General features: G+C 35.5%; 24 protein-coding genes. 18 read left to right on the forward strand and 6 right to left on the reverse strand.

Translation table 11 applies throughout. From position 1 onward, the window contains the following. Window positions 1-63: 63 nt before the first annotated feature. Window positions 64-1653, forward strand: a complete 1590-nt coding sequence (locus JOC48_RS16520; RefSeq protein WP_204501523.1) for an amidohydrolase — start codon at window positions 64-66, stop codon at window positions 1651-1653. 92 nt (window positions 1654-1745) lie between these two features. Here JOC48_RS16520 and JOC48_RS16525 read toward each other — a convergent pair whose 3' ends face one another. Beyond that, a complete protein-coding gene (locus JOC48_RS16525) occupies window positions 1746-2546 on the reverse strand; it encodes an NAD kinase (RefSeq protein WP_204501524.1) in 801 nt (266 codons plus the stop codon). Window positions 2547-2727: 181 nt separating this feature from the next. On the opposite strand from JOC48_RS16525, the gene JOC48_RS16530 reads away from it, so the two are divergent. From JOC48_RS16530 to ald, 7 genes are all read left to right on the forward strand, one after another. After that, window positions 2728-3348 carry a DUF2953 domain-containing protein gene (locus JOC48_RS16530; protein WP_204501525.1) on the forward strand — a complete coding sequence of 207 codons (621 nt, stop codon included), beginning with the start codon at window positions 2728-2730 and terminating at the stop codon, window positions 3346-3348. 20 nt (window positions 3349-3368) lie between these two features. Then, window positions 3369-3851 carry a GerW family sporulation protein gene (gene ytfJ / locus JOC48_RS16535; RefSeq protein WP_204501526.1) on the forward strand — a complete coding sequence of 161 codons (483 nt, stop codon included), beginning with the start codon at window positions 3369-3371 and terminating at the stop codon, window positions 3849-3851. A 375-nt stretch (window positions 3852-4226) separates the two neighbouring features. Then, window positions 4227-5210, forward strand: coding sequence for a class I SAM-dependent methyltransferase (locus JOC48_RS16540; RefSeq protein WP_204501527.1), 984 nt, complete (start codon window positions 4227-4229; stop codon window positions 5208-5210). A 186-nt stretch (window positions 5211-5396) separates the two neighbouring features. After that, complete coding sequence (locus JOC48_RS16545; protein ID WP_204501528.1) at window positions 5397-6599, forward strand: acetate/propionate family kinase; 1203 nt, start codon at window positions 5397-5399, stop codon at window positions 6597-6599. Between the two features lie 145 nt (window positions 6600-6744). After that, on the forward strand, window positions 6745-7572 hold the full coding sequence (locus JOC48_RS16550) for an EcsC family protein (RefSeq protein ID WP_204501529.1): 828 nt from the start codon (window positions 6745-6747) through the stop codon (window positions 7570-7572). A gap of 238 nt (window positions 7573-7810) precedes the next feature. After that, window positions 7811-8569 (forward strand): SDR family oxidoreductase, encoded by a 759-nt coding sequence (locus tag JOC48_RS16555; RefSeq protein ID WP_204501530.1) that lies wholly within the window; start codon window positions 7811-7813, stop codon window positions 8567-8569. Window positions 8570-8601: 32 nt separating this feature from the next. Further along, entirely contained in the window at window positions 8602-9726 is a 1125-nt protein-coding gene (gene ald / locus JOC48_RS16560) for an alanine dehydrogenase (RefSeq protein ID WP_204501531.1), read from the forward strand. 41 nt (window positions 9727-9767) lie between these two features. Here ald and JOC48_RS16565 read toward each other — a convergent pair whose 3' ends face one another. Then, on the reverse strand, window positions 9768-10862 hold the full coding sequence (locus JOC48_RS16565; protein ID WP_204501557.1) for a M24 family metallopeptidase: 1095 nt from the start codon (window positions 10860-10862) through the stop codon (window positions 9768-9770). Between the two features lie 230 nt (window positions 10863-11092). Here JOC48_RS16565 and JOC48_RS16570 point away from each other — a divergent pair, with 230 nt between their 5' ends. The 8 genes from JOC48_RS16570 to JOC48_RS16605 all read left to right on the forward strand — a co-directional run bounded on the left by JOC48_RS16570 (window position 11093) and on the right by JOC48_RS16605 (window position 18670). After that, on the forward strand, window positions 11093-11605 hold the full coding sequence (locus tag JOC48_RS16570; RefSeq protein WP_204501532.1) for a DUF4178 domain-containing protein: 513 nt from the start codon (window positions 11093-11095) through the stop codon (window positions 11603-11605). A gap of 14 nt (window positions 11606-11619) precedes the next feature. After that, a complete protein-coding gene (locus tag JOC48_RS16575; RefSeq protein WP_204501533.1) occupies window positions 11620-12288 on the forward strand; it encodes a PspA/IM30 family protein in 669 nt (222 codons plus the stop codon). A gap of 163 nt (window positions 12289-12451) precedes the next feature. Beyond that, window positions 12452-13084 (forward strand): DUF4247 domain-containing protein, encoded by a 633-nt coding sequence (locus tag JOC48_RS16580; protein WP_204501534.1) that lies wholly within the window; start codon window positions 12452-12454, stop codon window positions 13082-13084. A 21-nt stretch (window positions 13085-13105) separates the two neighbouring features. Beyond that, window positions 13106-13501, forward strand: coding sequence for a DUF350 domain-containing protein (locus JOC48_RS16585; protein WP_204501535.1), 396 nt, complete (start codon window positions 13106-13108; stop codon window positions 13499-13501). Between the two features lie 134 nt (window positions 13502-13635). After that, entirely contained in the window at window positions 13636-15186 is a 1551-nt protein-coding gene (locus JOC48_RS16590) for a polyamine aminopropyltransferase (protein WP_204501536.1), read from the forward strand. 152 nt (window positions 15187-15338) lie between these two features. Continuing rightward, complete coding sequence (locus tag JOC48_RS16595) at window positions 15339-16019, forward strand: metal-dependent hydrolase (protein ID WP_204501537.1); 681 nt, start codon at window positions 15339-15341, stop codon at window positions 16017-16019. Window positions 16020-17050: 1031 nt separating this feature from the next. Then, a complete protein-coding gene (locus JOC48_RS16600; protein ID WP_204501538.1) occupies window positions 17051-17281 on the forward strand; it encodes a hypothetical protein in 231 nt (76 codons plus the stop codon). A 75-nt stretch (window positions 17282-17356) separates the two neighbouring features. Next, window positions 17357-18670 carry a DRTGG domain-containing protein gene (locus JOC48_RS16605; protein WP_204501539.1) on the forward strand — a complete coding sequence of 438 codons (1314 nt, stop codon included), beginning with the start codon at window positions 17357-17359 and terminating at the stop codon, window positions 18668-18670. 128 nt (window positions 18671-18798) lie between these two features. Here the strand turns inward: JOC48_RS16605 and JOC48_RS16610 are convergent, their stop codons facing one another. After that, a complete protein-coding gene (locus tag JOC48_RS16610; protein WP_204501540.1) occupies window positions 18799-19092 on the reverse strand; it encodes a YtpI family protein in 294 nt (97 codons plus the stop codon). A 114-nt stretch (window positions 19093-19206) separates the two neighbouring features. Between JOC48_RS16610 and JOC48_RS16615 the strand changes: the two genes are divergently transcribed. Then, the gene (locus JOC48_RS16615) at window positions 19207-20154 is read left to right on the forward strand and encodes a DHH family phosphoesterase (RefSeq protein WP_204501541.1); all 948 of its coding nucleotides are present in this window, start codon (window positions 19207-19209) and stop codon (window positions 20152-20154) included. Between the two features lie 51 nt (window positions 20155-20205). Here JOC48_RS16615 and JOC48_RS16620 read toward each other — a convergent pair whose 3' ends face one another. From JOC48_RS16620 to ytrH, 3 genes are all read right to left on the reverse strand, one after another. Further along, window positions 20206-20403, reverse strand: a complete 198-nt coding sequence (locus JOC48_RS16620) for a YtzJ family protein (protein WP_204501542.1) — start codon at window positions 20401-20403, stop codon at window positions 20206-20208. A 107-nt stretch (window positions 20404-20510) separates the two neighbouring features. Beyond that, window positions 20511-21005, reverse strand: coding sequence for a sporulation membrane protein YtrI (gene ytrI / locus JOC48_RS16625; RefSeq protein WP_204501543.1), 495 nt, complete (start codon window positions 21003-21005; stop codon window positions 20511-20513). Next, complete coding sequence (ytrH, locus tag JOC48_RS16630; RefSeq protein WP_275580765.1) at window positions 21006-21338, reverse strand: sporulation membrane protein YtrH; 333 nt, start codon at window positions 21336-21338, stop codon at window positions 21006-21008. It lies immediately after the preceding gene. 234 nt (window positions 21339-21572) lie between these two features. Between ytrH and dnaE the strand changes: the two genes are divergently transcribed. Continuing rightward, complete coding sequence (dnaE, locus tag JOC48_RS16635; RefSeq protein ID WP_204501544.1) at window positions 21573-24911, forward strand: DNA polymerase III subunit alpha; 3339 nt, start codon at window positions 21573-21575, stop codon at window positions 24909-24911. Window positions 24912-24956: the final 45 nt, after the last annotated feature.

A 24956-nucleotide genomic window follows, 5' to 3' on the forward strand; every position in this document is an offset into this window, starting at 1 on the left:
TTTTCTTTTTGGTTATGTTTTGGTATCGTACTTGTAACAACAAAAGATGAAGGAGAAGTCGGCATGGGTGTACTATGGTATGGTGGCACAATTTATACAATGCATGCAGAAGGTGAACAGGTAGAAGCTGTCTTCACAAATAATGGACAAATAGTTGAAACAGGGGAACTCGAAGTTATAAAAAAGAAATATGAAAAAAACATAGATACTAGTTATGACTTAAATGGTAAGGTTATGTATCCAGGGTTTGTTGATAGTCACTTACATATAATTGGGCACGGTGAAAAATTACTTCATTTGGATTTATCAAAAATGTCATCACCTGAGCAAATAATCCATGCTTTACAGCAGCGAGTTAAGGATTTGCACCAAGGAGAATGGCTTATTGGTGAGGGATGGAATGAAAACCAGTGGGAAAATCCAGAAATCATTCATAAACGTGTACTTGATGAGATAGCTCCTAACAACCCAATGATGTTAACAAGGGTTTGTAGACACGCGATTCTTGCTAACTCAGCAGCGATGAGTTTGGCTAATATCGAACAGGATACTATTGATCCTCAAGGAGGAAAGATTGTTCGAGATGAGCAGGGAGAAGCGATTGGTTATTTCCTTGATACTGCTCAAGAACTAATCAAAAACAAAATACCAGATGTTACAGAATCCCATTTAGAAAAAGTAGTTAAGGCTTCTGTAGATGATTTATTACAACTAGGCTTAGTAGGAGGGCATAGTGAAGACTTAAATTATTATGGAGGATTTAAGAAAACACTAAATGCCTTTAAAAAAGGAATTGATGGGAAAGAAAGAAAATTCAGGACTCACTTGCTTGTTCATCATGAGGTATTGGATGACATGATAAACGAAGGATTACAGTATGGCGATGGAGCAGACTTTATTGAACTCGGAGCAGTAAAAATCTTTTCTGATGGGGCTTTAGGCGGAAGAACTGCATGGCTTTCTGAACCATATGAAGATGACCCAGACAACTATGGTATAGCGATTCATAGTATGGAGGAATTAGAAACCCTAGTTAAAAAAGCACGTGATCGAGAAATGCCTGTTGCTGTGCATGCAATTGGCGACAAAGCAGTATGGGCAATTGCTAAGACAATTAAAAAATACCCACTGAAAAATGGTAGGCGGGATCGAATTATCCATGCTCAGGTAGTAAATGAAGACGTGCTTTCCTTATTACAGGAACTCGACGTTGTGTTAGATATTCAGCCAACTTTTGTCGCTTCTGATTTCCCTTGGATAATTGATAGGATAGGTCAAAGACGTGTCAAACAGTCGTATCCTTGGAAAACATTTTTAAACAAGGGAATAGCTTGTGCGGCAGGGTCTGATGCACCAATAGAGGATGTTAATCCATTACTTGGAATTGAAGCAGCAGTTTTAAGAAAGTCGTATATAGATGGTAAAAAATATAATGAGAGCGAACAACTATCAGTTTATGAAGCAATTTCCTTGTACACGAAAGGAAGTGCTTATGTAATCTGTCACGAACATGACAGAGGGCAAATAATTCCTGGATATGTAGCAGATTTTACTATTTTAGATAAGGATTTATTTAAGATTAAGCCTGAGGAAATTTCTTCATCTAGGGTAGAAATGACAGTGATTGATGAGGAAATTGTTTACAAAAGATAACACTTATCCAAAACTGAAAGCTTGACTATTTAAATTTAATAACAAAAACTGGACACCAACTGTTGGTGCCCAGTTTTTCATGTTATACGAAATTATAAAAAGGTTCTCTTTACACGATCCCAAAATGAATTATTTTTTAATTTTACTGTTTTGATTCGGTCTTCACTTAATGTTACGGTTAAGTCTTTAATGTTGCGAATTGAATAAGCTTCATTGTCTAAACCAATAATTGGATAATCATTACCATCTTGGATTATTTCTAGTTTCAAGGTTCTGTCATTGTTCAAGATAAATGGTGAACCTAATGTCCGATAACGATTGTTGTTTAATGAAGCCAATTCTGAAACCTGAAAACAAGGGGTTTTTGGATCTACAACTGCTCCCAAAGTTGATTTGTTGTAGCCTGTACTACCGGTTGGTGTGGCTACAATTAATCCGTCACCTCTGAATCGTTCAAAATGATTATCATCAATAAATACATCCATAACAATTGTTTTTATGACTGTTGATCGAATACTTGCCTCGTTTAAGCATTGAAACCTTGCTTCTCCATTTATAACTACATCAATGACTGGAAAACGTCGTACCTCAAGTTCTTCATACATCATGGAATTTACCATTTCATCATAATTATTTAAATTAAAATCACAATAAAGGCCTGCTTCATTTGATTGAGCTATTCCTACATACAAACAATCCTGTCGAAAACCAGTTTTTCGAACAGCTTGTAGAAATGCACCATCTCCTCCGACACTAACAATAATATTTGCACGTTGATAATCTTCTACAATTGTAAATCCATTACTTTTTGCGAGTTCAACTAATGGATTTAGTTTTTTTTCTAGTTCTTCACTTCGTGGATAATAAAAGTATAGATTTCTCCGATTGTCCATGCTTGCCCCTCCTAATTTCATCTGTTTTGTATGTCATGTAGGGTTACTTGTTAAAATTTCCATACTTGTTTTTATGTTATCACCATTGGTTACAGAATCATAGCATGTCATCAAATTGTCAAAAGATACGTTTATGTAACTCTTATTTTGAAGATAATAAGTGTTATGGGAGGTGCTTGTTTTGATTTGGTTGTTGATAGCTATTATCTTACTTGCCATTCTTATCCTAGGCATGTTTTTAAGATTATATACGAGCTTTGAGTTCTTATTAGACGGTGAAAATAGTTATTTTTATATAAAAGTAAAGGTGCTAGGTATAGTTATTTGGAAAAAACAAATTCTATTTTCAGAAGAAGATTTAATCAATCCAAATAATGGTGAGTTAAACTCAGACCGAGAAGCGTATCGGCCAAGCAATTTTTCTTCAAAGCTACAACAGTTTAAGGAATTATTATTTCAGCTGATTGATGCAAAGCCACTTGTATTAAAGGTCTTGTCCAGGATTAATATTCATCGATTATATTGGAAAACTTACATAGGTACGGGTGATGCTAGTGCTACAGGTATTCTTTGTGGGGCTTTATGGGGGATGAAAGGGTCTATTGTTGGTTTAATTACTAATTATATGAACATACTTCAAAAACCGATGATTGAAGTTAATCCAACTTTTCAGGAAAAGCGCTTATATAGTGAGTGTAGTGGTATGGTTTCTGCACGATTAGGACAAACTATTTACACGTTTGTTCAGTTGATTAAATATGTCAATAGCAATCATTCTAATTGGGCTAATGAACCAGCATAAGATTTAAGGAGGTTGATAAAATGAGTGAACAGCATCCAATTGAAGGAATGGTAGACACTGTAATGTCTAATCTAAAGGATATGGTTGATGTCAACATAATTTTGGGCGACCCTGTAGAATCACCAGATGGTACAGTTATATTACCGATTAGTAGAGTTGGGTATGGATTTGCAGTTGGTGGTTCAGAATTCAAACCAAACTCCGGAAGTCAGGATTCTGGCTCTCAAGACGGAAGCACAGATTCAAAAGATCAAGAATACCCATTTGGCGGTGGTGCTGGTGGAGGTATATCGATTTCACCCATAGGATTTTTGGTGGTGTCTTCAAAAGGTACACAGATGATTCACATTGATAAAAATGCCCATTTAGCAGAGAAGCTAATTGATTTAGCGCCACAGGCAGTAGATAAAATCCAAGAGATGCTAGGAAAAGCCCAAAAAGATAGGGATAAAGAAAAGAAAGACCAAGATATGGATAAAGAAAAGAAAGATCAACAAGAATAACATTATTAAATAGCAAAACAACAACTTAAAAAAAGCTTCATATACAGGTTGGAAAGTATAAAGAAGTATAACGAGGAATAAAAGTAAGCTGCCATATAAGCTAATAATGGCAGTCTTTATACATAATTCCCTATATTTGGATAGGTTTAAAGGATGTGCCCGGCAAACATTGCCGGGTTTTCCATTGCTTGTTGAAGTATAAAAACCTAGCTACGTATTAATTCCCAACATAGTAAATTTAGGATTTATCGATAGTCAAGTTTTCCTTATAAGTGATAACATGTAACAATGGTCGATTAAATAGAAACTTGTTAAAATAAAGGCACCCACCATTAAATGTATGAAATTTTTAAAGGGATGAATGGAGGAGCAAATTTGGAACAAACGAACGTTGAAAAATTATTTTCATCACTAGATGAAGTATCAGAGTTAATACAACAACAATTAGATCACCCATATATTGAAGGTCTTGCTTATGGACTAGAACTGTTGTTTACACAAGAGCCAACAGAGAATATAAACGATTCATTAAAAGCGCAACTAATTAGTAAGGTTAAAGAAATTGATTTAAAAGGTTATGAAAAGGAAGAAATAAGAAAAGCGATTCAATTAGCGATATTAAAAGGAATGCAGGGAGCAACGCAACAACAGCATTTGGTAACACCAGATACTGTAGCTATGTTTATTGGGTACCTTGTACAAAAGTTAACAGAAAAAAACGAGATAATTCGATTGTTTGATCCTGCATGTGGTTCAGCAAACTTATTAACAGCCGTTATTAATCAATTACATCAAAAAACACAGGCATATGGTAGTGAAGTTGACCCAACGTTAATTCAATTGGCTTTAATGAATGCAAATTTACAGGAAACAGAAGTAGAGTTTTTTCATCAAGATAGTTTACAGCCATTTTTATTAGAACCCGTTGATTGTGTTATTTCTGACTTGCCAGTTGGTTATTATCCAAACGATTTTCAGGCAAGTAAATATGAGCTTAAATCAAATGAGGGTCACTCCTATGCTCATCATTTGTTCATCGAGCAAAGTTTAAATTACGTGAAGGATGGAGGATTCCTAATCTTTGTTATACCTAATAACTTGTTTGTGAGTGATCAAGCGGACAAGCTGCAATCATATCTCCATAATCATGCACATGTGATCGGTTTATTGCAGTTACCACTCAGTATGTTTAAGTCCGAAAATAATGCAAAAAGTATTTTTATTTTACAGAAAAAGGGACAAACTACAACTGCACCAAAACAAGCCTTACTTGCACAGTTACCTTCCTTTAAAAATGTAAAAGCTATGAATGACATATTAGAGAAAATTAATCTTTGGTTTAAAAATGAAAGGTATTAAATTATGAGAAAATAACAAATTTTTGTCGCAAACGTTATCATAAATGGATTCATATTGCAATCGAGAGAAACCGGTGGTTAAAATGGTGTAGGGTAAGAAAGAATCGCTTTTAATTGGATTAAGACTCAGTACGTATTTTTAGTTTTAGGACTATAAACAAGGACTGATACGAAAGGATTGAATCATGTGAGCAACATTTTAGCAATTAATGCCGGTAGTTCATCTTTGAAGTTTCAACTAATCGAAATGCCAGAAGAAATAGTATTGGCAAAGGGGCTAGTGGAACGTATTGGTATCAATGATTCTGTATTTACGATAGAGGTACAGGAAAATAAGGATAAAAGCGTAACAGATATTCCTAATCATGAAGAAGCTGTTAAATTACTACTAGAAAAACTAACATCCTCTGGTGTAATCCAATCATTAAATGAAATTGATGGGATAGGACATCGTGTCGTTCACGGGGGAGAGAAATTCAGTGACTCCGTTCGGATTACGGATGAGGTCATTAAAGAAATTGAGGAAGTCTCGGATTTGGCTCCATTGCATAATCCTGCGAATTTAACAGGAATTAGAGCATTTAGAGAAATCCTTCCTGAGATTCCAGCTGTTGCTGTCTTTGATACAGCTTTTCACCAGTCCATGCCGGAGCAATCTTATTTATATAGTTTACCATATGAATATTATAAGAAATACGGTATTAGAAAATATGGATTTCATGGAACTTCCCACAAATATGTATCGGAAAGAGCTTCTGAACTGCTAGGTATTCCTTCAAATCAATTAAGACTATTATCCTGCCATTTAGGGAATGGTGCTAGTATTGCTGCGATTGAAAATGGCCAATCTATTGATACATCCATGGGTTTCACCCCATTAGCTGGTGTTACTATGGGGACTCGTTCGGGTAATATTGATCCTGCCCTAATCCCATATATTATGGATAAGACAGGTAAAACAGCGAATGAAGTAATGAATGTTCTTAACAAAGAGAGTGGGATGCTCGCGCTTTCTGGTTTTTCTAGCGATTTAAGGGATATTGAAGAAAAGGCAAATAATGGGGATGAACGTGCAGAGCTAGCACTTGAAGTATTTGCGAATAGAATTCATAAATATATTGGATCTTATGCAGCACGGATGCATGGAATAGACGCGATTATATTTACCGCTGGTGTTGGTGAAAACAGTACGACCATACGAGAAAGAGTATTAAAAGGGCTTGAATTTATGGGAGTATATTGGGATCCTTCATTGAATAACATTCGTGGAAAGGAAACCTTTATCAACTATCCGCATTCACCAGTAAAAGTAATTGTCATCCCAACCAATGAAGAAGTAATGATTGCAAGGGATACCATCCGCCTTACAGATAAAGTTGCCCAAAAATAATGTATTTTTAATTATTTTCATTTGGCATCAAGAAAATTTTGAAGCAACCTCTTTTAAACGATTAGGGGTTGCTTTTTAGCATAACGTGGTATTAAAAAGACATATGGTAAATTAGTAATAATTAAACACATACAGAGGTGAGTTGGTGAACAATGATTATGTGCAGGAAATAATAACATGGGAAAAGTTGTTAGAGTCTTATCAGACCAATCCTTACGAGGAATTTTATGAAAAAGGAATGAACCAATTATTGGTTTATCTTCGTTCCTCAAGTAAACAAAAATTGCAAAACAATGCTGACCAACTGTTATTCTATGTCCATTCTTATTTACAAGGATCATCTATCCAACAGGAAGCTAGAGAAGCGATTATTAAGCTAGGAAAGGTGTTTGATCCTGAAGTTCATACAATTGAAGATTTGCAATCCATGCCTCTTACTCAACTTACCTATATAGCAGAAAAACAAATGGAAAAAGAGAGGATGAGCGCTTTCGTTCAGGGCTCGTGTACGGGAGCTGGAGGAATACTGCTCTCAGCTATAGATTTACCTGTACTAGCGATGATTAACCTTAAAGCTGTTCAATTGATTGGATTGTCATTTGGGCACAAAATAGATAAACCATATGAAATGATGGTATCATTAAAAGTTTTCCATGCAGCCACTTTACCGAAAAGGTTTCAAAAAAAGGCTTGGGATGAACTAAATGATGAAATGAATAACACAACTCCTTATTTATATGAAGGAAAAGAGGAGATCACAAATAAAGCTTCAACAAACCAACTATTACAACAATTAGCTAAAAATATATTGATTCTAATGACAAGAAAAAAGGTTGTTCAGGGGTTTCCATTAATCGGAATAGGAATAGGGGCTCTAACAAATTATCAATTAACCAGGAAAGTAACAAATTTTGCTTTACGATTTTACCAAAAACGTTATCTCGTTGAGCACCAAATTCTGAGTGAGAAGTGAGTGGTATTTTACTAAGCCGCTTCGACCTGCTTGCTTCAAAAGGCTAGTGACACATTGTTGCATTGTTACTAGTCTTTTTTATTTTGCTGTGTTAAAGTTCGATGTTGATTTTTTGACACTTGTTGAGAAGAGGTGAACTTGAGTTTTTCTAATAGCTTTTATTCAATTGTTCATGTACCATATACTTGTAAAATCTCTAACTATAACTACTAACCAAAAATAGTTTAGTGGAGGGAGGATGACTGTGGGACATGCCATCATTACTGCTGGAACGAAAGGTTTAGGCTTAAAAGTAACAGAATCCTTTGTTCGCGAAGGTCATCAAGTAACTGTTACTTATTGGAAAGATGAAATGAGGGCCAAAGAACTTAAAAAGAGGTATGCAGATAACCAATTACATATTGTTCAAGCTGATGTAACAAGCAAAAAAGATATAGAAAAATTAGTAAGCGAAGCTACCCTTCGATTTGGTACCGTTGATTATCTAATTAACAATGCAGGGCCATTTGTTTTTGAAAGAAAAAAATTAATGGACTACTCAAACCATGAATGGGATTTGATGATCAGAGGTAATTTAGATGCCGTGTTCCATTTGCTTAAACTAACGGTTCCTATGATGAGGGATCAAGACTTTGGTCGGATTGTGAATTATGGTTTCCAAGGTGCTAACTCTGCATCCGGTTGGTTAAACCGTTCCGCATTTGCAGCAGCAAAAGTAGGACTTGTTTCATTAACAAAAACAATCGCATTGGAGGAAGCTGAACATGGGATTACTTCCAATATGATATGTCCTGGAAACATTATCGGAGATATGAAAGAGTCTAGTATAAGTGAAAGTAGAGAAATACTGGATGAGAATACACCAATAGGAAGATCAGGAACAGGTGAAGATATTGCAAGAGCCATCCTTTTTCTTTGTGAAAAAAATTCAGATATGATAACAGGCTCAGTGTTTGAAGTAACTGGCGGATTAGATGTGATAAATAGATATCGTTAAATAGAAAAAATAGAGATTATGGGGGTCATACAATGAAAATCGGCATTCCAAAAGAGATGAAAAATAATGAAAATCGCGTGGCAATAACTCCAGCTGGTGTAATGACGTTGGGGAATGCAGGGCACACGGTATCAATTGAAACACAAGCAGGTTTGGATTCAGGGTTTACGGATAATCAATATCGAGAAGCAGGTGCAATAATTGTTGATTCAGCTGCTGAAGCTTGGGAACAAGAGCTTGTTTTAAAAGTGAAGGAACCATTACCGGAAGAGTACCATTATTTTTACGAAGGTCTCATTTTGTTTACATATTTACACCTTGCTCCTGAACCTGAATTAACAAAAGCTTTAATACAGAGTAAGGTTGTCGGCATTGCCTATGAAACAGTCCAATTACCCGATGGATCTTTACCATTGCTAACACCAATGAGTGAAGTAGCAGGAAGAATGGCTTCCCAGATTGGTGCACAATTTTTAGAAAAGTCAAATGGTGGAAGAGGAATATTACTGTCAGGCATCCCTGGAGTTAAAAGGGGAAAGGTTACCGTTATTGGCGGAGGAGTTGTCGGAACAAATGCAGCAAAAATTGCCATCGGTTTAGGTGCGGATGTTACCATTATCGACTTAAACCCTGACAGATTAAGAGAATTAGATGACATCTTTGGTTCTTCTATTAATACACTGATGTCAAATCCTTTAAATATTGAACAATCCATCAGCGAGTCTGATCTTGTCATAGGAGCTGTTTTAATTCCAGGAGCAAAAGCACCAAAACTTATCACAGAGCAAATGGTTCAAGCAATGCCAGAAGGCTCCGTTATTGTTGATGTGGCGATTGATCAAGGTGGTATATTTGAAACAACGGACAGAATTACTACCCATGATAATCCGACCTATACGAAGCATGGAGTACTTCATTATGCAGTAGCCAATATGCCGGGAGCAGTACCTAGAACGTCCACGATGGGCTTAACTAATGTTACCATTCCTTATGCACTTCAGCTAGCAAACAAAGGGTATCAGAAAGCTTGCTTAGAACATCCTTCGTTGTTAAAAGGTATCAATACTTTAAACGGTTATGTTACGTACCAAGCTGTTGCAGAAGCGCAACAATTAGAGTATGCTGATGCGGCTACATTATTAAAAGAATCCATTTAAAAATGTATGCCTGACTTCTTAAAAAAAGTCAGGCATACTGTTTAAAGGATTTGCAGTTCTTTTGGATATTTAGTTAGTAATTCAATGCCGCCATCTGTCATCAATACTTGATCTTCAATTCGAACTCCACCAATTTCAGGAATGTAAATACCGGGTTCAATGGTAAAGCTCATTCCGGGCAGAAGAGGTAAACTATTTGTGGAAGTCATGGACGGGAACTCATGAACATCAATCCCGATACCATGCCCTAGTCGATGGGTGAAATACTCACCATAGCCTTTATCAGTAATATGTTTACGAGCAACTTGATCTAAAGAACCAATGGGTTGTTGTAATTTCGCATGAGAAATCGCTGCTTTTTGAGCTGATAAGACAGTCTGATAAATGTCTTTTTGTTGGTCATTAATCTGTTTATATGCTACAGTTCTAGTTATATCTGAACAATAGCCCTCAAAAACAACTCCTAAATCAAACAATACTAAGTCACCAGGTTTTATTGTATCTAACCCGGGGGTACCATGTGGAATAGCTGTTTTGTTTCCAGTAAGTACCATCGTAGCAAATGACATTTCGCGAATTCCCTGCTTCTTTAACTCATATTCAATTGTTGCAAGTATTTCAAGTTCTGTTTTTCCTTCTTCTATAGCTTTTATTCCTATTTCAACTCCTAAATCAGCTAGGTTTGCGGCTTGTTTGAGTAAATGATACTCCTTTTCGTCTTTTATGACTCTCAAGTTAGCAAGATGTTCTTTTACATCATTTGTTGTTGTTTCAGGAAAAAAGGCTTTAATTTGCTCGAACCTTTCTATAGTGAAATGGTCGTGCTCAATTCCGATTGTGTTCGGAATTCGCTTAGATTTGTTTAAGTAGTGGTAAAACAGCTCCCACGGGTTTTCGTGGTCTGCATAGCTTAAAATATCTCCTTGCCAACCAGAAGCTATTGCAGTGTCTTTTTCCATGGCTGGTAGAATAAGTAAAGGCTCGCCTAGTTTGTCAATAAAGATACCAATTAGTCGCTCATGTGGATCTGTGTAATGGTTACTTATGTAATAGACATTTGCCTTAGATGTAATGAACATACTTTCTTGGTTCCACTCTTGTAAACGATCTAATAATTTATTTACCCTAGTCAAAATCAATCACCTTCCTAGCTCATTGTTGTTTTCCATTGAATGGAAAGTCATAATAATAGTAGTATAGCAAAATAAAAACTAAATAAGAACAATGGAAAGTTTTATTCATTCCATTGATATGATAAATTAATATCGAAAAATTTTTTATTTCTATATAAAATTCAAATAAATGTGAAACGTTTTGTGTGGAATAATCGTAAATTTATTATAAGTAAGCAGAAAGAGGTGCACCAATGGGGTTATTCCAAAAATTATTTAAAAAGAAAGATAATAGACCACAAATAAAAGAAAGAACCCCGCTTTCTTTAGAAGTAGGAGATATAGTGGTTTATGATTTGACTGATTATGAGGTGGTAGGCAAAATTAATTACCGTCAAGGAAGTTATGAATGGTTTGGTTATCAGTTATTAGAGGGGAATGACACCATTTGGCTTGCAGCAGAAATGGACGATGATCTGGAACTAGGTATTTACAAACCGATAAAACTTCCAGTATCGTATCCTTTTCCAAAACAAATTTCCTATCAGGAGAAAACTTATTATCTTGATGAGGAAGGTGAGGCAAGAGTTGTAGGTGAAGGAAGAAGCAGAAATGTAAATGGTAGCATAGTGAAATATGCAGAGTACTATGATGATGAGGAGTCATATTTCATTAGCTTAGAACACTGGGGTAGTGAAATGGAGGTAAGCTTAGGATATCCAATTGAAGAATATGAATTAAAAATTATAGCGGGATCTAATTCTTAAGAGGAGGTAAACTTATGTTTAAAATGTTTAAACGTGTAAAAACTGTTGTAAGTTCTGAATTAAATGCCATGTTAGATAAAGCAGAAGATCCGGTGAAAATGCTTGATCAATTTATGAGAGATATGGAATCTGATATTCGTGAGGTAGAAAGCTCCGTTGCAAAACAAATTGCAAATGAAAAAATGTTAAAGCGGAAATATGATGATGCTCAAGCACTTGTTGATAAAAGACAAAAGCAAGCAGAACAGGCAATTGAAGCTGGCAATGAAGATCTTGCAAGACGTGCTTTAGAAGATAAAGCAAACCAAGCGCAGCAAGCAGATTCTTTAAAGGAATCTTGGGAAAGAGCAAAGTCGGATTCAGATACACTAAGAACGAAGCTCGATGAAATGAAAAAAGAATATCAAGATATGAAATTAAAGAAAGATTCTTTAAAAGCACGCGCAGAATCGGCTAAAACTAGAACAAAGATTAATCGTACAATGTCTTCGATTGGGAATGATGAATCCAAACAAGGTTTTGACCGAATGGAAGAAAAGGTTCTACATTATGAAGCAGAGGCAGATACGAGCGAAGATCTTTCAGCGGCAAGTCGTACTTTAGATGATGAGTTTGAAGAACTAGAGAAAAATGGTGTAGATGATGAATTGGCAGCACTTAAAAAGAAAATGGGGAAAGAATAAGGGGTTTATAGGTGGCTTCTTTCTAGTTACGCAATAAGTGCTTAGATTTCAAGTCAATAGGACAGAAACCCTTGTATGCCTAAGTAGCAGCAAGGGTTTTTATTGTACTTTTAGTTTTATACAAATGAGGCGGTTGTAAAAAGTATAAGAAAGGGGGGTGTCCATGAAAAAAAGTTGCTTGGTTGTATTTTTATTTGTTTCTATTTTTCTAACTGCATGTGGATATACAAACATACCGGGTTTTGAAGAACCAACTGTATCTGTTAGCGATATACCTGATGAACCAACTAAGGAACAATTATTAGACGAGATTAAAGCATCATCAACAAGTGATATAGAGGCAGTCATATCCAACCATTTTTATTTACTAGATGTAGTCGAGGGAGATAATGGACAGGCAAATATTTATGCAACAAATAGATTATCTATTTCAGAGTTGGTATCTGTACTATCAGATATAATCCAACCTGAGGAAATTAGCGACCTAAAAGATAACCAACAAATATTAATTTATCCAAATAACTTTGTCACCATTAAGGAAAGTGAAGAGGATAATAATGCTGTGTTAATGGAAGTGGCAAGTAAGCAATTTGTCCAAAATCATTATTCCCCTAGTTTTTTAAGTACGTATTTTGCTATTCGTACATTAGAAAGTGTACTAGGAGTACCGAATTGGGGAAATAGGCAAAGAAACCAATGCAGTAATGGTGGATGCTATGGAGGTTATACAATGGATCGAAACCAAAATAGGGGGATGTCAACTTATAGGGGTGGCGGTCCTAGTGCTGGCAAATAAAAAAGGAGGTTGTGAAAACAAATGGAAGCTTTTATTTCAACGTTTATTTATTTTTTGATGGCTATTATTGTTGTTGTGATTGGCTTAGTTGTTTTTGAATTTTTAACAAGAAAGTATAAAGATTGGGAAGAGATTAAGAACGGTAACCATTCAGTGGCATTATCTATAGCAGGTAAAATAATAGGTATTTGCATTATTCTTTCCTTTGCTATATACCATAGCATAACTGTTTGGGAAACGATTTTATGGGGTGGTTATGGTGTCGTGTTACAACTGATTGCTTATTGGGTTTTCGAAGGGTTAACGAGAAAGTTTTCTGTAGAAGAACAACTGAAAGGAAATAACATTGCAGTAGGTATTATAACGATGGCAGTATCGATTGGCTTGGCATTTGTTATTGGAGCATCTATTACATAATAAGTCCTGCCAAACATAAGGTCTGGTCAAACGTGGCCAGACCGCTGTTAATAATGGGGTTGAAAGTAAAACGAAGGCTTGCTCAATCTAGTCGTGTCTACAACCCAAGTTTTTTTAACAAACGGAGTGAGAGGATGAACGATTCAGCAGTTAAACAAAGTCATTTTATTTATTGGGCATCTGGAATTGTATCTATATGTGGAATTATATTTGAAGTGCTTTTCGGTGCCTTAGGCTCTTACATATTAGGGGATGGAGTTAAGCAATATACACTAACAATATCGTTGTTTTTAACTGGAATGGGTATTGGAGCAAGTTTAAGTGAAAAGGTATTAAAAAATTTAGTTATTGCTTTTATTTATATAGAATTTTTAGTTGCTCTCATAGGTGGTACTTCAAGTTTTATTATGTTCGGTATAACAGCTTTTTCACCAGATGGAACGGACGCATTGTTCCTTTACTTCATCACTCTTCTTGTTGGAGCTTTAACTGGGGTAGAACTTCCTATCTTAATTCGTAAGGCAAATGAAATTGGTGTATCATTAAACCGAAGTACAGCAAGGGTGCTTTTTTCCGATTATGCTGGTGGTTTGATCGGTGGATTGTTATTTGTATATTTATTACGACCACAACTAGGAATGGTTAAGACTGCATTTTTAGTAGGTTGTATAAATTTAGCAGTTGCTCTAGTTGTATTATTCTTATTTCGAAAAGAAATCACTAAATTTGTTTCACATCTATTTGTAGGGGCAATCATTGGTATTATTTTAATAGCGGGGTTATTTTTTGGTGAAGAAATGGCCTTGACATTTGAACAGAAGCTATATAGAGATCCAATTATCCATATGGAAGAAAGTAAGTATCAAAAGATAGTCATTACGAAAGATCAACAGGATACGAGGCTTTATTTAGACGGTGGCTTGCAGTTCAGCTCTGTTGACGAATATCGTTATCATGAAGTATTAGTACATCCTGCCATGGCACAAGCAACGAACCATAATCATGTTTTGATTCTTGGTGGTGGTGACGGTATAGCAGCGAAAGAGGTATTAAAGTATCCAGATGTTCAAAAGGTTACACTTGTTGATTTAGATCCAGCTGTTATTGAGTTAGCAAATAATGATCCCAATCTATTAACTATTAATAATGGGGCTTTAAAGGATGAAAAAGTAAATATTATCAATAAGGATGCATTTAATTATTTAGAAGAAACGAATGAATGGTTTAATGTCATTATCGTTGATTTACCAGACCCTAATAACGAAGGCCTGAACAAATTATATACAAAAGAGTTTTATTCATTAGCAAGAAATCATTTGTTGCCGGATGGGGCAATGATGGTACAAGCGACTAGTCCAGTTTTCGCAAGAGAGGTATATTGGACGATTTCCAAAACAATTGAATCTACCGGGCTTCAAATTGAAAACCTTCATGTCGATGTTCCAAGCTTTGGGAATTGGGGCTTCGTGTTTGCAAGTAGGGGGGCTATAGATCTAAATCGTCTTGAGATATCGGTACCTACTCAATTTTTAACTACGGAACTAATACAATCGTTAACAGTATTTGGCAAAGATGAAGACGAAGATATACGGAATGAAAGAGGAAAAAAAGTTGTACTAGAACCAAATACAATTATAAATCCTAGACTTATCCAATTATATGAAAAATCATGGGAAAACTATTAGAGGATACACGCACTATTAGTAATTGTCTAAAACTTAAAGATGAGTTTGTCATAGTGTTTAGTTGCAGTTCGTCTTTTTACATTTTAAAATGAAACAAATGGCTGTAAAGTAAATGAATACCATACAAGAATTCTAAAAGGGAGAGATGGCTAATGAAGGTATCCTTTCATGGACAATCGGTTGTCCAAGTTGTAACTTCTAAACATAACATACTTATTGATCCTTTTATTTCAGGTAATGGAACATGTGATCTTGATGCAAATGAGGTAAATCCCGATGTGATTTTACTTACTCATGGTCATAACGACCATGTAGGAGATACAATAGACATCGCAAAGCGGACGAATGCACTTGTCGTTGCTCCTTATGAGTTGGCTGTTTATTTAGAGTCCAGAGGTTTAAATACGCACCCGATGCATATCGGTGGAGCTCATCCGTTTGAGTTTGGACGTGTTAAATTAACTCCAGCATTTCATGGATCAGCTTTCACTGATGAAAATGGTCAAAGTATTTATTGCGGTATGCCTGCTGGGATTCTGTTAACAGTTGAAGGGAAAACAATTTATCATGCAGGCGATACTGCATTATTCTCAGACTTTAAACTAATCGGAGAGTTAAATGATATTGATCTTGCTTTTTTACCTATAGGTGATAACTTCACGATGGGTCCAGAGGATGCTTTAATTGCAGCAGAATGGATCAAGGCAAAGCAAGTAGTACCAATCCATTATAATACGTTTCCGTTAATTGAGCAGGATGGAGATGCATTTGCTGACAAAGTAAGACCAGGAAAAGGAGTTGCATTGAAGCCGGGAGAAGGAATAGATCTTTAATCGACTCGTATATGTTTCCTCCTTAACTTGAAAAAGAAAATCCGAAGACCATATGAACAAGTAGGTAGTCTTTGAGTACAATCCATATATAGGTGATTGAGCATCAAATTGCAAAGCAATTTGATGCTCTTTTTATTTAATTGGCCTGTTTTCTAATTAAAACAAAGCCACAATACGCAACAAAAGATAAATGCGAAACAATTAATACATGGATATAGGTCTTTTTTATCAAGTGCCATACAATCGCTTCGGCAGAATACTTCGCTTTCCGCGGGCACGGCCTCAGCCAGGGTGCTACTTGAATAAGTTTCTTTGTTCCCTTGCGCCGAGGAAGCAAGCTGCGGAGCGTTACTAGAAGACGCAGGCGCATCCACGGGGTCTTCGGACACGTGCTGTTCCCGCAGTAGTCTACGTATTCTGCCTACGCTAAAAGAGATTCTTCGATTAATTATATGTGTAAGAACTGGAATTCACATTACGTGGATGTCTTATCCTCAGGAAAGCACCAGCACTATTACATCGCATATAAGAAATTGGTTTATCTTTTCGATTAGTCTACATGTGCTTCCACCGCTTGATAGTGGAAATTTTATAAAATAACTAATTTTAGTTAAAAGCTTCGTTACAGCAGTTGGATAGTTTCTCACTTATAAATAAATAAATCCAAGCTGTGGAAAAATGCGAGACTCCTGTGGGAAAAGCAACAGGTGAAGACCCCGCAGGAAGCGGTTTTCTTCCGAGGAGGCTGAGGCGTTGCCCACGGAAAGCGAGTGTTTTTCCACAGCGTCGGTTATGCACTCTTTTTATTCGTTAGATTAATGACAAATTATCTTTTGTTCGCATCATGTGTCAATTGTGTAATAAAAAGTAACAAAGAATACGAAAATAGCAGTTTGAGTCTCAAAGGGTTCTCTTTTCATAGTTGAATGCATGTTATTAGGTCAGGTACTGAACATTTTTATTCATTTAATCGCATACAATAGATGATAGATTCGTACTAAGTTAAAACTAAAACAGGGGGGTGTAAATAGGTGAAACAGTATGCTTTTATGAGGATTTTATTAGCATTCTTTTTTCTTTATATTGCCTGGCCATCTATACGTAGTGAAGTAACACAATTATCCTCTATCTTTTGGGCTACATGGTTAGCTTTCTTTCTGTTAGTTGTAGGGGCGAACTTTGCTACAATATTAAAAATGATACAGCCGCCAGTAATGGAAAAAGATCAAATAAATGAAGTTTACCACACGGAGAAAAATTGATACTTTTTTTATACATCTGTATAATAACAATAGAGAATAATGTGTTAGTACAGATGGAAAGATTGGTGAAAGGCAATGGCTACCAAACATGAACAGATTCTCAAGTTTATCGAATCACTTAAAGTAGGAAATAAAATTTCAGTTAGACAAATCGCCAAAGAATTAAATGTAAGCGAAGGTACTGCTTATCGTGCTATAAAAGAAGCAGAGAACCAAGGACTCGTTAGTACAATTGAAAGAGTTGGCACAATTCGTATTGAACGAAAGAAGAAAGAGAATTTCGAGCAGTTAACCTTTGCAGAAATTATCAGTATTGTTGATGGACAAGTACTTGGTGGCCGTGAAGGATTGTATAAAACGTTAAATAAATTTGTTATTGGTGCAATGAAATTAGATGCAATGATGCGTTATACGGAAAGGGACTCTTTACTGATTGTTGGGAATCGAGTAGAAGCTCATGAACTAGCATTAAAAGAAGGCGCAGCTGTACTAATTACTGGTGGATTTGATACAGCAGAACATGTAAAAAGATTAGCAGATGATAAGCAACTGCCAATTATTTCGACAAGCTATGATACCTTTACAGTTGCGGCTATGATTAATCGAGCAATCTATGATCAGTTAATAAAAAAAGAAATTGTGTTAGTAAGTGACATCTATACACCCTTTAACGAAACCTATTGTTTAACAACTAAAGATCTTTTAGAGAAATGGTATCAATTAAACGATCAGACCACACATAGTCGTTATCCAGTAGTTGATGAGAATAATCGCGTTACTGGAATGGTCACTTCTAAGGATATAATTGGTAGAGAAAAATCATTAACAATTGATAAGGTGATGACAAGAAATCCAATCACCGTATTAAAGGAAACCTCCCTTGCTTATGCCGCACATATGATGGTATGGGAAGGTATAGAGATTATGCCAGTCGTTGATAACCACCATCGTTTAGAAGGACTTATATCCAGGCAAGATGTGTTGAAGGCATTGCAACATATTCAACGCCAACCACAAGTTGGTGAGACGATTGATGATACGATTACGAGTAGGTTAGAAGATATCTCTACAGAAAGTAATCACCCTGTTTATCGCTCACAGATAACACCTCAAATGACTAATTCATTAGGGACGTTATCGTATGGAGTACTTGTCTCCTTTGTGACTGAAGCCAGCAGCAGATTACTTCGACAATCGAGAAAAGGTGACTTAGTTGTAGAAAATATTTCTGTATATTTTATTAAGCCGGTCCAATTGGAAAGCTTGTTAGAAATTAAACCACGTTTATTGGAGGTAGGAAGGAAATCAGCGAAAGTAGATGTCGAAGTTTATCATGAAAAGGTATTGGTAGGAAAAGCTGTATTAGCCGCTCAATTAATCGATCGATAATTAGAAGATCTAACCGGTCATGGCAATCATAATTAATGTAAATCGATGTTTTATTTATAGTAATCCCCTACCTAAAATCTTAGGTAGGGGAATCACTGATTGTTTTTACTTTTTATTCATAACATCGATTAATTATTCTTTCTTTTTTCTATTTCATTTGCATAATGTTTTGTCCGTTTTACCCCTGCAAATAGTTGTAAGCAACCGAGAATTAAGAAAATGATTGTAATATAAAGTGAAAGTTTTGTTTCATAAAATAGGTATTGATTAATACCAAAAAAACTGATGAATATGCCAAGGAAAACCCGAGCTTTAGCATTCATATAAACTTGCATAAGTTCATCGCTTTGTTTTAGGATTGCAACTTTATAATAGATGTACATAATAATAGAAATAACAATAACTATTGGGAATATTAACAAAAAATCAACTCCTATCTACATTCACTTTCATCATTGTAGCTTGTTTTGTTTACTTTTACCAGAATTAAAAATAGAACGAATCGATTAATCAAATAACCCAAAAGGAGTGTTAGAATGGTTCAAGAAAACATTATTGCAGCAATTAAAGATTACAATTCAATTATCATTCATCGTCACGTACGCCCAGACCCTGATGCTTATGGAGCACAAGTAGGATTAGCTGAAATCATCCGGTTTTCTTTTCCAGAAAAATACGTGTATGTAGTTGGGGATGAAGATCCTTCATTGTCCTTTTTGGCTAATATGAACGAAATTTCAGATGATACATATCAGGATTCGTTAGTCATTATATGTGATACAGCTAATCAAGCAAGGATTTCTGATCAAAGATATAAACTTGGTCATAAAATTATAAAAATCGATCATCACCCAAATGTGGATTCTTACGGTGATATTGCTTGGGTAGATACAAAAGCAAGTTCAACGAGTGAAATGATTTATGAATTATATCTTCAAGGATGCGAACAAGGCCTAAGGTGTAATGATCGAGCGGCAAGCTTATTATATGGTGGTATTGTCGGGGATACGGGGAGGTTCTTGTTTCCAAGTACTACGGAAAAAACGTTTCGGTATGCTTCAGATTTAGTAGCGTATAACTTTGATCGGACACTCTTGTATGAAAATTTGTATAAAACTAATCCAAGTGTAGCTCGATTAAAGGGTTTTATTCTTCAAAACTTTGAGATTTCCGAATCAGGTGTTAGTTCGATAAAAATCACAAAAGAAAAGCTAGAGCACTTTGGTCTCACTTCATCAGAGACAAGTCAAATTGTTGGTGTGCTAGGAGATGTTGAGGGGATTTTGGCATGGGCGATTTTTGTAGAGGAAGAAGATCTTATTCGTGTTAGATTACGCTCCAAAGGGCCAGCTATTAATGAAGTTGCTGCACTATATAATGGTGGAGGTCATCCTTTAGCATCGGGAGCAACTATTTATGAGTGGAAGCAAATGGATGATTTGATTCGTGATTTAGAAAAGGTTTGTATAGAGTTTGAAGAATGAAGAAATGAATGAAAAGGACAACCTATGTTGAAAGGTTGGTCCTTCTTCTACTCAGTGGTTATCTTGTAAAGATTCAGGTATAAACCAACAACCACTGTTTCCATAATCACAAATTACTGATAACTGTTGGTTAGAAATTTCACGCTTCAACATTCTGATTAATTCATCTGATTCTTCATAAGCAGAATAGCCTTGATTCAACATTTCAATTTTATTTTTAACCATTTGACTTCTGCTTAAAACGAACATACTAATTCACTCCTTCTCTTAGGGAAAGATGAGGGTTTTGCCTATATCTATTAGTATATTCTTAATGTTGAACGATGATTCAAGTATGAATGAAATAATCATTATAATTAGTTTGATATCTTCAGTTGTACATTTAATCTTAATGTTGAAGTTAAAAACAATTGATTTACACTGGCACTATAAGAAAAACCATCCACTTTATATATTTTATTTTCTATCGTCGAGGTAAGTAATGTATAATTTTCAGATAGACTTTCAATGTCTTTCCCTAACACATCCTTTATTTGCTCCTTTATTAATTCTTCTAGCTGATGTACAATGAGGCTATCTAATTTCAACTGTTTTTGGTTCATAATAGAAACTTCTATAGCGTTTACCGTTACTTTTTCTTTGGATTTTGCATTAAATTCTTCTTTCAATGTATTATAATTAGACTCAAGATCATTTAGCTCAGAACGTAACGCAAGGTTTTCCTCGACCCACCTTTCATAAAACTGTCCATACATATAAATGAAGATTGCATATGCAATAATTGCTCCCAGAAACGCGCCAACGAGAAATTTTTGCCAACTTTCTTTTTTATAGTATGGAGGAATATGCATTTACTCAATCTCCTCCTGAATCAGCCACTCAATAATAACGAGTGATGTTTGAACTCCACCCATTGCTGTGATAATCAACAAGATTTGTTTAACAATATCAATGGTTGAGCCCTCAAATATTCCTCGTTCAAAATTAGAAATTGCATCAAATGTTCCACCAATCGCTGCGACTACAGCCCAAATACGAAGCCTATTTGCGATACGTCCCATTAAAGTTAAGGGAGGCTCACCAGTTGCAAATGCTCCTATACTTCCTATTAATGCTCCTCCCATAATTACGCCTAATGCAATAAAGTAACATTGAATCATCGAGGAAATAAATCTCTCTTCCAAGTTTCCTCTCTCCTTTATAAGCGTCTGTTCTGATTCACTTTACATTCTCATTTCCTGCTTCTTTCACTTTATGATTTTAAGGGACGAGATATGTTATTCATTTCAAACACTCCGTTAATTCAGCTATAATAGATTATTGAGTTCAGTATTTTAGTAGCAGAAAACATAATTGATGTAGAACTAAGTTTTTCCTCAGTAGAAATATCACGAATATACAGGAAAGGTGGGAAGAAGGTGAACTTTACACATTTACAGGTTCGAAGTGGATACAGTCTTATGAAGAGTTCCATTACAGTTGATAAATTGATTCGCCGTGCACAGGAGCTTGGTTACAAAAGTATAGCCCTAACAGATGAACACGTATTACATGGAGCTGTTTCTTTTTATCAAGCTTGTATGGATGCAGGAATTAAACCAATAATCGGTATGACTGTATTGATTAATAATGATAATGAATTACCAGAAGAATGTATTTTGCTTGCAAAAAATAACAGAGGTTATGGAAATTTAATCAGGCTATCTTCCCACATCCAATTATCAGAAACCAACTGGATTCGTTCGTGTGATATAAATAGCTATTTAACTGATTTAATTATTATTTTACCAGTTGCAAAGTCCAAGATATCCCATTATTTTTCAGAGAACAATCTAAATGAAGCAAGTACATATGTGAATAACTGGAAGTCTGTTGTAAATAACTGTAGTTTTTATCTTGGCGTAGAACCTACGGATTTAGCATTCAGTTCATGGTTGAGGCAATTGTGTACTACCAGTGATATTTCAGCTACCGCAATCGGTGATGTTCGTTTTCTGAATAAATCGGATAAATTGGCCTTTGATTGTTTACAAGCTATGAGAGAAGGAAACAAATGGTCTCCAAATATGGCAGGAAAATCAGAAGGTGCTTCCTATTTATGGAGTAAGGAAGAAGTAGAAAAAGCATATGGAACGGGATGGCCTCAGTTATTGGAAGAGGCTGGTCACATTGCAGAGTGTTGCCAATTAACAATCGACCTTAATCAACGAAGGCTCCCTTCCTTTCCTGTCCCAGATGGAAAATCAGCTGATGTCTACTTAAAAGAGTTATGCTATGACATGTTTCCGGCAAAATACAGGGATCGAGCAGATGTTAAGGAACGGTTAGAATATGAGTTGCGGATTATTAAATCCATGCATTTCAGTGATTATTTTCTAATTGTTTGGGATTTTATTCAATATGCGAAGGACCAAGGAATTATGGTTGGACCAGGTAGAGGTTCTGCTGCAGGCTCCTTTGTTGCTTATCTTTTGGGGATTACCGATGTCGATCCAATTCATTATCAGTTATTGTTTGAGCGTTTTTTGAATCCAGAACGGATTTCCATGCCTGACATCGATATTGATTTTTCTGATCAACGGAGAGACGAAGTAATAACGTATGTAAAAAATAAATATGGCAAAGATCATGTTGCTCAAATTATTACCTTTGGTACTTTTGGTGTACGGTCCATTATTAGAGAACTTTTAAAAACAATGGAAATTGATTCTCAGGATGCTGCCTTTGTCTTAAAGGAGATTGCTGATAATGAGAGAAAGTCGGTTGCTGAAAGTGTGAATGCTTCCCAGGAATTAACAAACTATGTAAAGCAATCACCTCCACTGCAAATACTGTTTAAAATTGCTGCTCGATTAGAGGGGTTGCCAAGAAATGTATCAACACATGCCGCGGGTGTTGTAATAAGTGAACAACCACTCGTTGATCATGTTCCATTAATAGCATCACAAAGTGAAGTTTACTTAACTCAATTTGCTATGAAGGAATTAGAGGCAATGGGATTATTAAAAATGGACTTCTTAGGGTTGCGAAACCTGACATTAATTGAAAAAATACTTGCTTCTATTTCAGCAAATGAAAACATAGAAATAAATCTCAATCACATACCTTTTGATGATGAAAAAACATTTGCACTATTGCAAAAGGGTAAAACGAATGGGGTTTTTCAATTAGAATCACAAGGTATGCAACGAGTTTTAATAGAATTAATTCCTACTAATTTTGAAGATATAGTAGCGGTGAATGCACTGTATCGACCTGGACCAATGGAATATATCCCAGTTTATATTAGAAGAAAACATAATAAAGAACAAATTATATATCCACACAAAAATTTAATGCCGATTTTAAAAAGCACGTATGGGGTACTTGTTTACCAAGAACAAATTATGCAAATTGCTAATAAAGTAGCTGGGTTTAACTTAGGACAAGCAGATATTTTACGAAGAGCGGTTAGTAAAAAGCAGGAAGAGGCAATGAAGCAACAGGAGAAATCTTTTATTCAAGGATGTCTTGAGAAAGGTTATAGTAAACAGGTTGCAGAAGAAATTTTTACTTGGATTGTCCGATTCTCCAATTATGGCTTTAATCGAAGCCATGCAGTTGGTTATAGTAAAATCTCCTATTACTTAGCCTATTTGAAGGCACATTATCCTGCATATTTTCTCGCGGAGTTATTAAGTTCGATAACTGGTCAACAGGATAAAACACGTGAATATATAAGAGAAGCAAAAGAGTTTGGAATTTCCGTTTTACCTCCATCTATCAACAATAGTTTTGGAAAGTTTACGACAGAGGAACAAAATATTCGAATGGGACTTTTGACTATCAAAGGGGTTGGTTATCAAGCCATCAAGGAAATTATTCAAGCCCGTAAAGAAGGTCCATTTAAACATCTATTTGACTTTTGTTTACGTGTTTCTTTGAAGGTAGTTAATCGACCAGTAATTGAATCATTAATATTAGCTGGTGCATTTGATGAAACCAATCATAATCGTGCTAGTTTACTAGCGACAATTGATCAGGCGATTGAGCAAGGAGAGCTTTTTCGGGAATTTGAAGATCAGCCTTCGTTTTTTTTAGAGGAACTAGATGTGACTTACATCGAGACTGAGCCGTTTTCGAAGATGAAACAGTTGTCAATGGAAAAAGAGTTAATTGGATTATATATGTCTAATCATCCATTAACAGAACATCGGTCTACTTTACGTGAGAATGGTTATATCAATTTATTGGATATCCGAAAGCACATAGGAAAAAATAATCTATCTTCTGCCGCAGTTATTCAAACAATCAAATCGATTCGTACAAAGCGTGGCGATTCTATGGCATTTCTAACGATTGCTGATGAAAACGATGAAATGGATGCTGTCTTGTTTCCAGATCTATATCGTCAAGTTCATCGAATTATACATGAGGAATTGTTAGTTTTTATAAAGGGGAAAGTAGAGGAACGGAATGGGCGAACTCAGCTCCTAATTTCAGACATACGTCCATTTGATAAAAATGAACTTAATCATAATGAATCCAAAAGATTATTTATAAAGGTAACAGAGGATCAAGAAAAAATTGCATTAAATCAAATGAAGCACATCTCAGACCAATTTCCTGGAACGGTTCCTATCATTATTTTCCATGAAAAAAAACGTACCACTTATAAATTATCAAGTGATTATTTTGTTCAGCCAAACCAATCGTGTATGCAAGCATTTTTTCATGCATTCGGTCGAGATAATGTTGCCATTCAAAATAGTAGTTAACAGAAGGTGAAGCAAGAAGACAGGATTAGCTTTACACGATAAATT

The sequence above is a fragment of the Aquibacillus albus genome (assembly GCF_016908325.1).
Taxonomy (GTDB): domain Bacteria; phylum Bacillota; class Bacilli; order Bacillales; family Amphibacillaceae; genus Aquibacillus_A; species Aquibacillus_A albus.

What these genes read in the sequence shown, in the direction of transcription:
- ytrI (WP_204501543.1), bottom strand. Translation starts at nt 21,005, where the DNA reads ATGCATATTCCTCCATACTATAAAAAAGAAAGTTGGCAAAAATTTCTC.
- JOC48_RS16575 (WP_204501533.1), top strand. Translation starts at nt 11,620, where the DNA reads ATGTTTAAAATGTTTAAACGTGTAAAAACTGTTGTAAGTTCTGAATTA.
- JOC48_RS16555 (WP_204501530.1), top strand. Translation starts at nt 7,811, where the DNA reads ATGACTGTGGGACATGCCATCATTACTGCTGGAACGAAAGGTTTAGGC.
- JOC48_RS16520 (WP_204501523.1), top strand. Translation starts at nt 64, where the DNA reads ATGGGTGTACTATGGTATGGTGGCACAATTTATACAATGCATGCAGAA.
- JOC48_RS16525 (WP_204501524.1), bottom strand. Translation starts at nt 2,546, where the DNA reads ATGGACAATCGGAGAAATCTATACTTTTATTATCCACGAAGTGAAGAA.
- JOC48_RS16590 (WP_204501536.1), top strand. Translation starts at nt 13,636, where the DNA reads ATGAACGATTCAGCAGTTAAACAAAGTCATTTTATTTATTGGGCATCT.
- JOC48_RS16570 (WP_204501532.1), top strand. Translation starts at nt 11,093, where the DNA reads ATGGGGTTATTCCAAAAATTATTTAAAAAGAAAGATAATAGACCACAA.
- JOC48_RS16585 (WP_204501535.1), top strand. Translation starts at nt 13,106, where the DNA reads ATGGAAGCTTTTATTTCAACGTTTATTTATTTTTTGATGGCTATTATT.
- ytfJ (WP_204501526.1), top strand. Translation starts at nt 3,369, where the DNA reads ATGAGTGAACAGCATCCAATTGAAGGAATGGTAGACACTGTAATGTCT.
- JOC48_RS16605 (WP_204501539.1), top strand. Translation starts at nt 17,357, where the DNA reads ATGGCTACCAAACATGAACAGATTCTCAAGTTTATCGAATCACTTAAA.
- JOC48_RS16580 (WP_204501534.1), top strand. Translation starts at nt 12,452, where the DNA reads ATGAAAAAAAGTTGCTTGGTTGTATTTTTATTTGTTTCTATTTTTCTA.
- JOC48_RS16620 (WP_204501542.1), bottom strand. Translation starts at nt 20,403, where the DNA reads ATGTTCGTTTTAAGCAGAAGTCAAATGGTTAAAAATAAAATTGAAATG.
- JOC48_RS16595 (WP_204501537.1), top strand. Translation starts at nt 15,339, where the DNA reads ATGAAGGTATCCTTTCATGGACAATCGGTTGTCCAAGTTGTAACTTCT.
- JOC48_RS16615 (WP_204501541.1), top strand. Translation starts at nt 19,207, where the DNA reads ATGGTTCAAGAAAACATTATTGCAGCAATTAAAGATTACAATTCAATT.
- ald (WP_204501531.1), top strand. Translation starts at nt 8,602, where the DNA reads ATGAAAATCGGCATTCCAAAAGAGATGAAAAATAATGAAAATCGCGTG.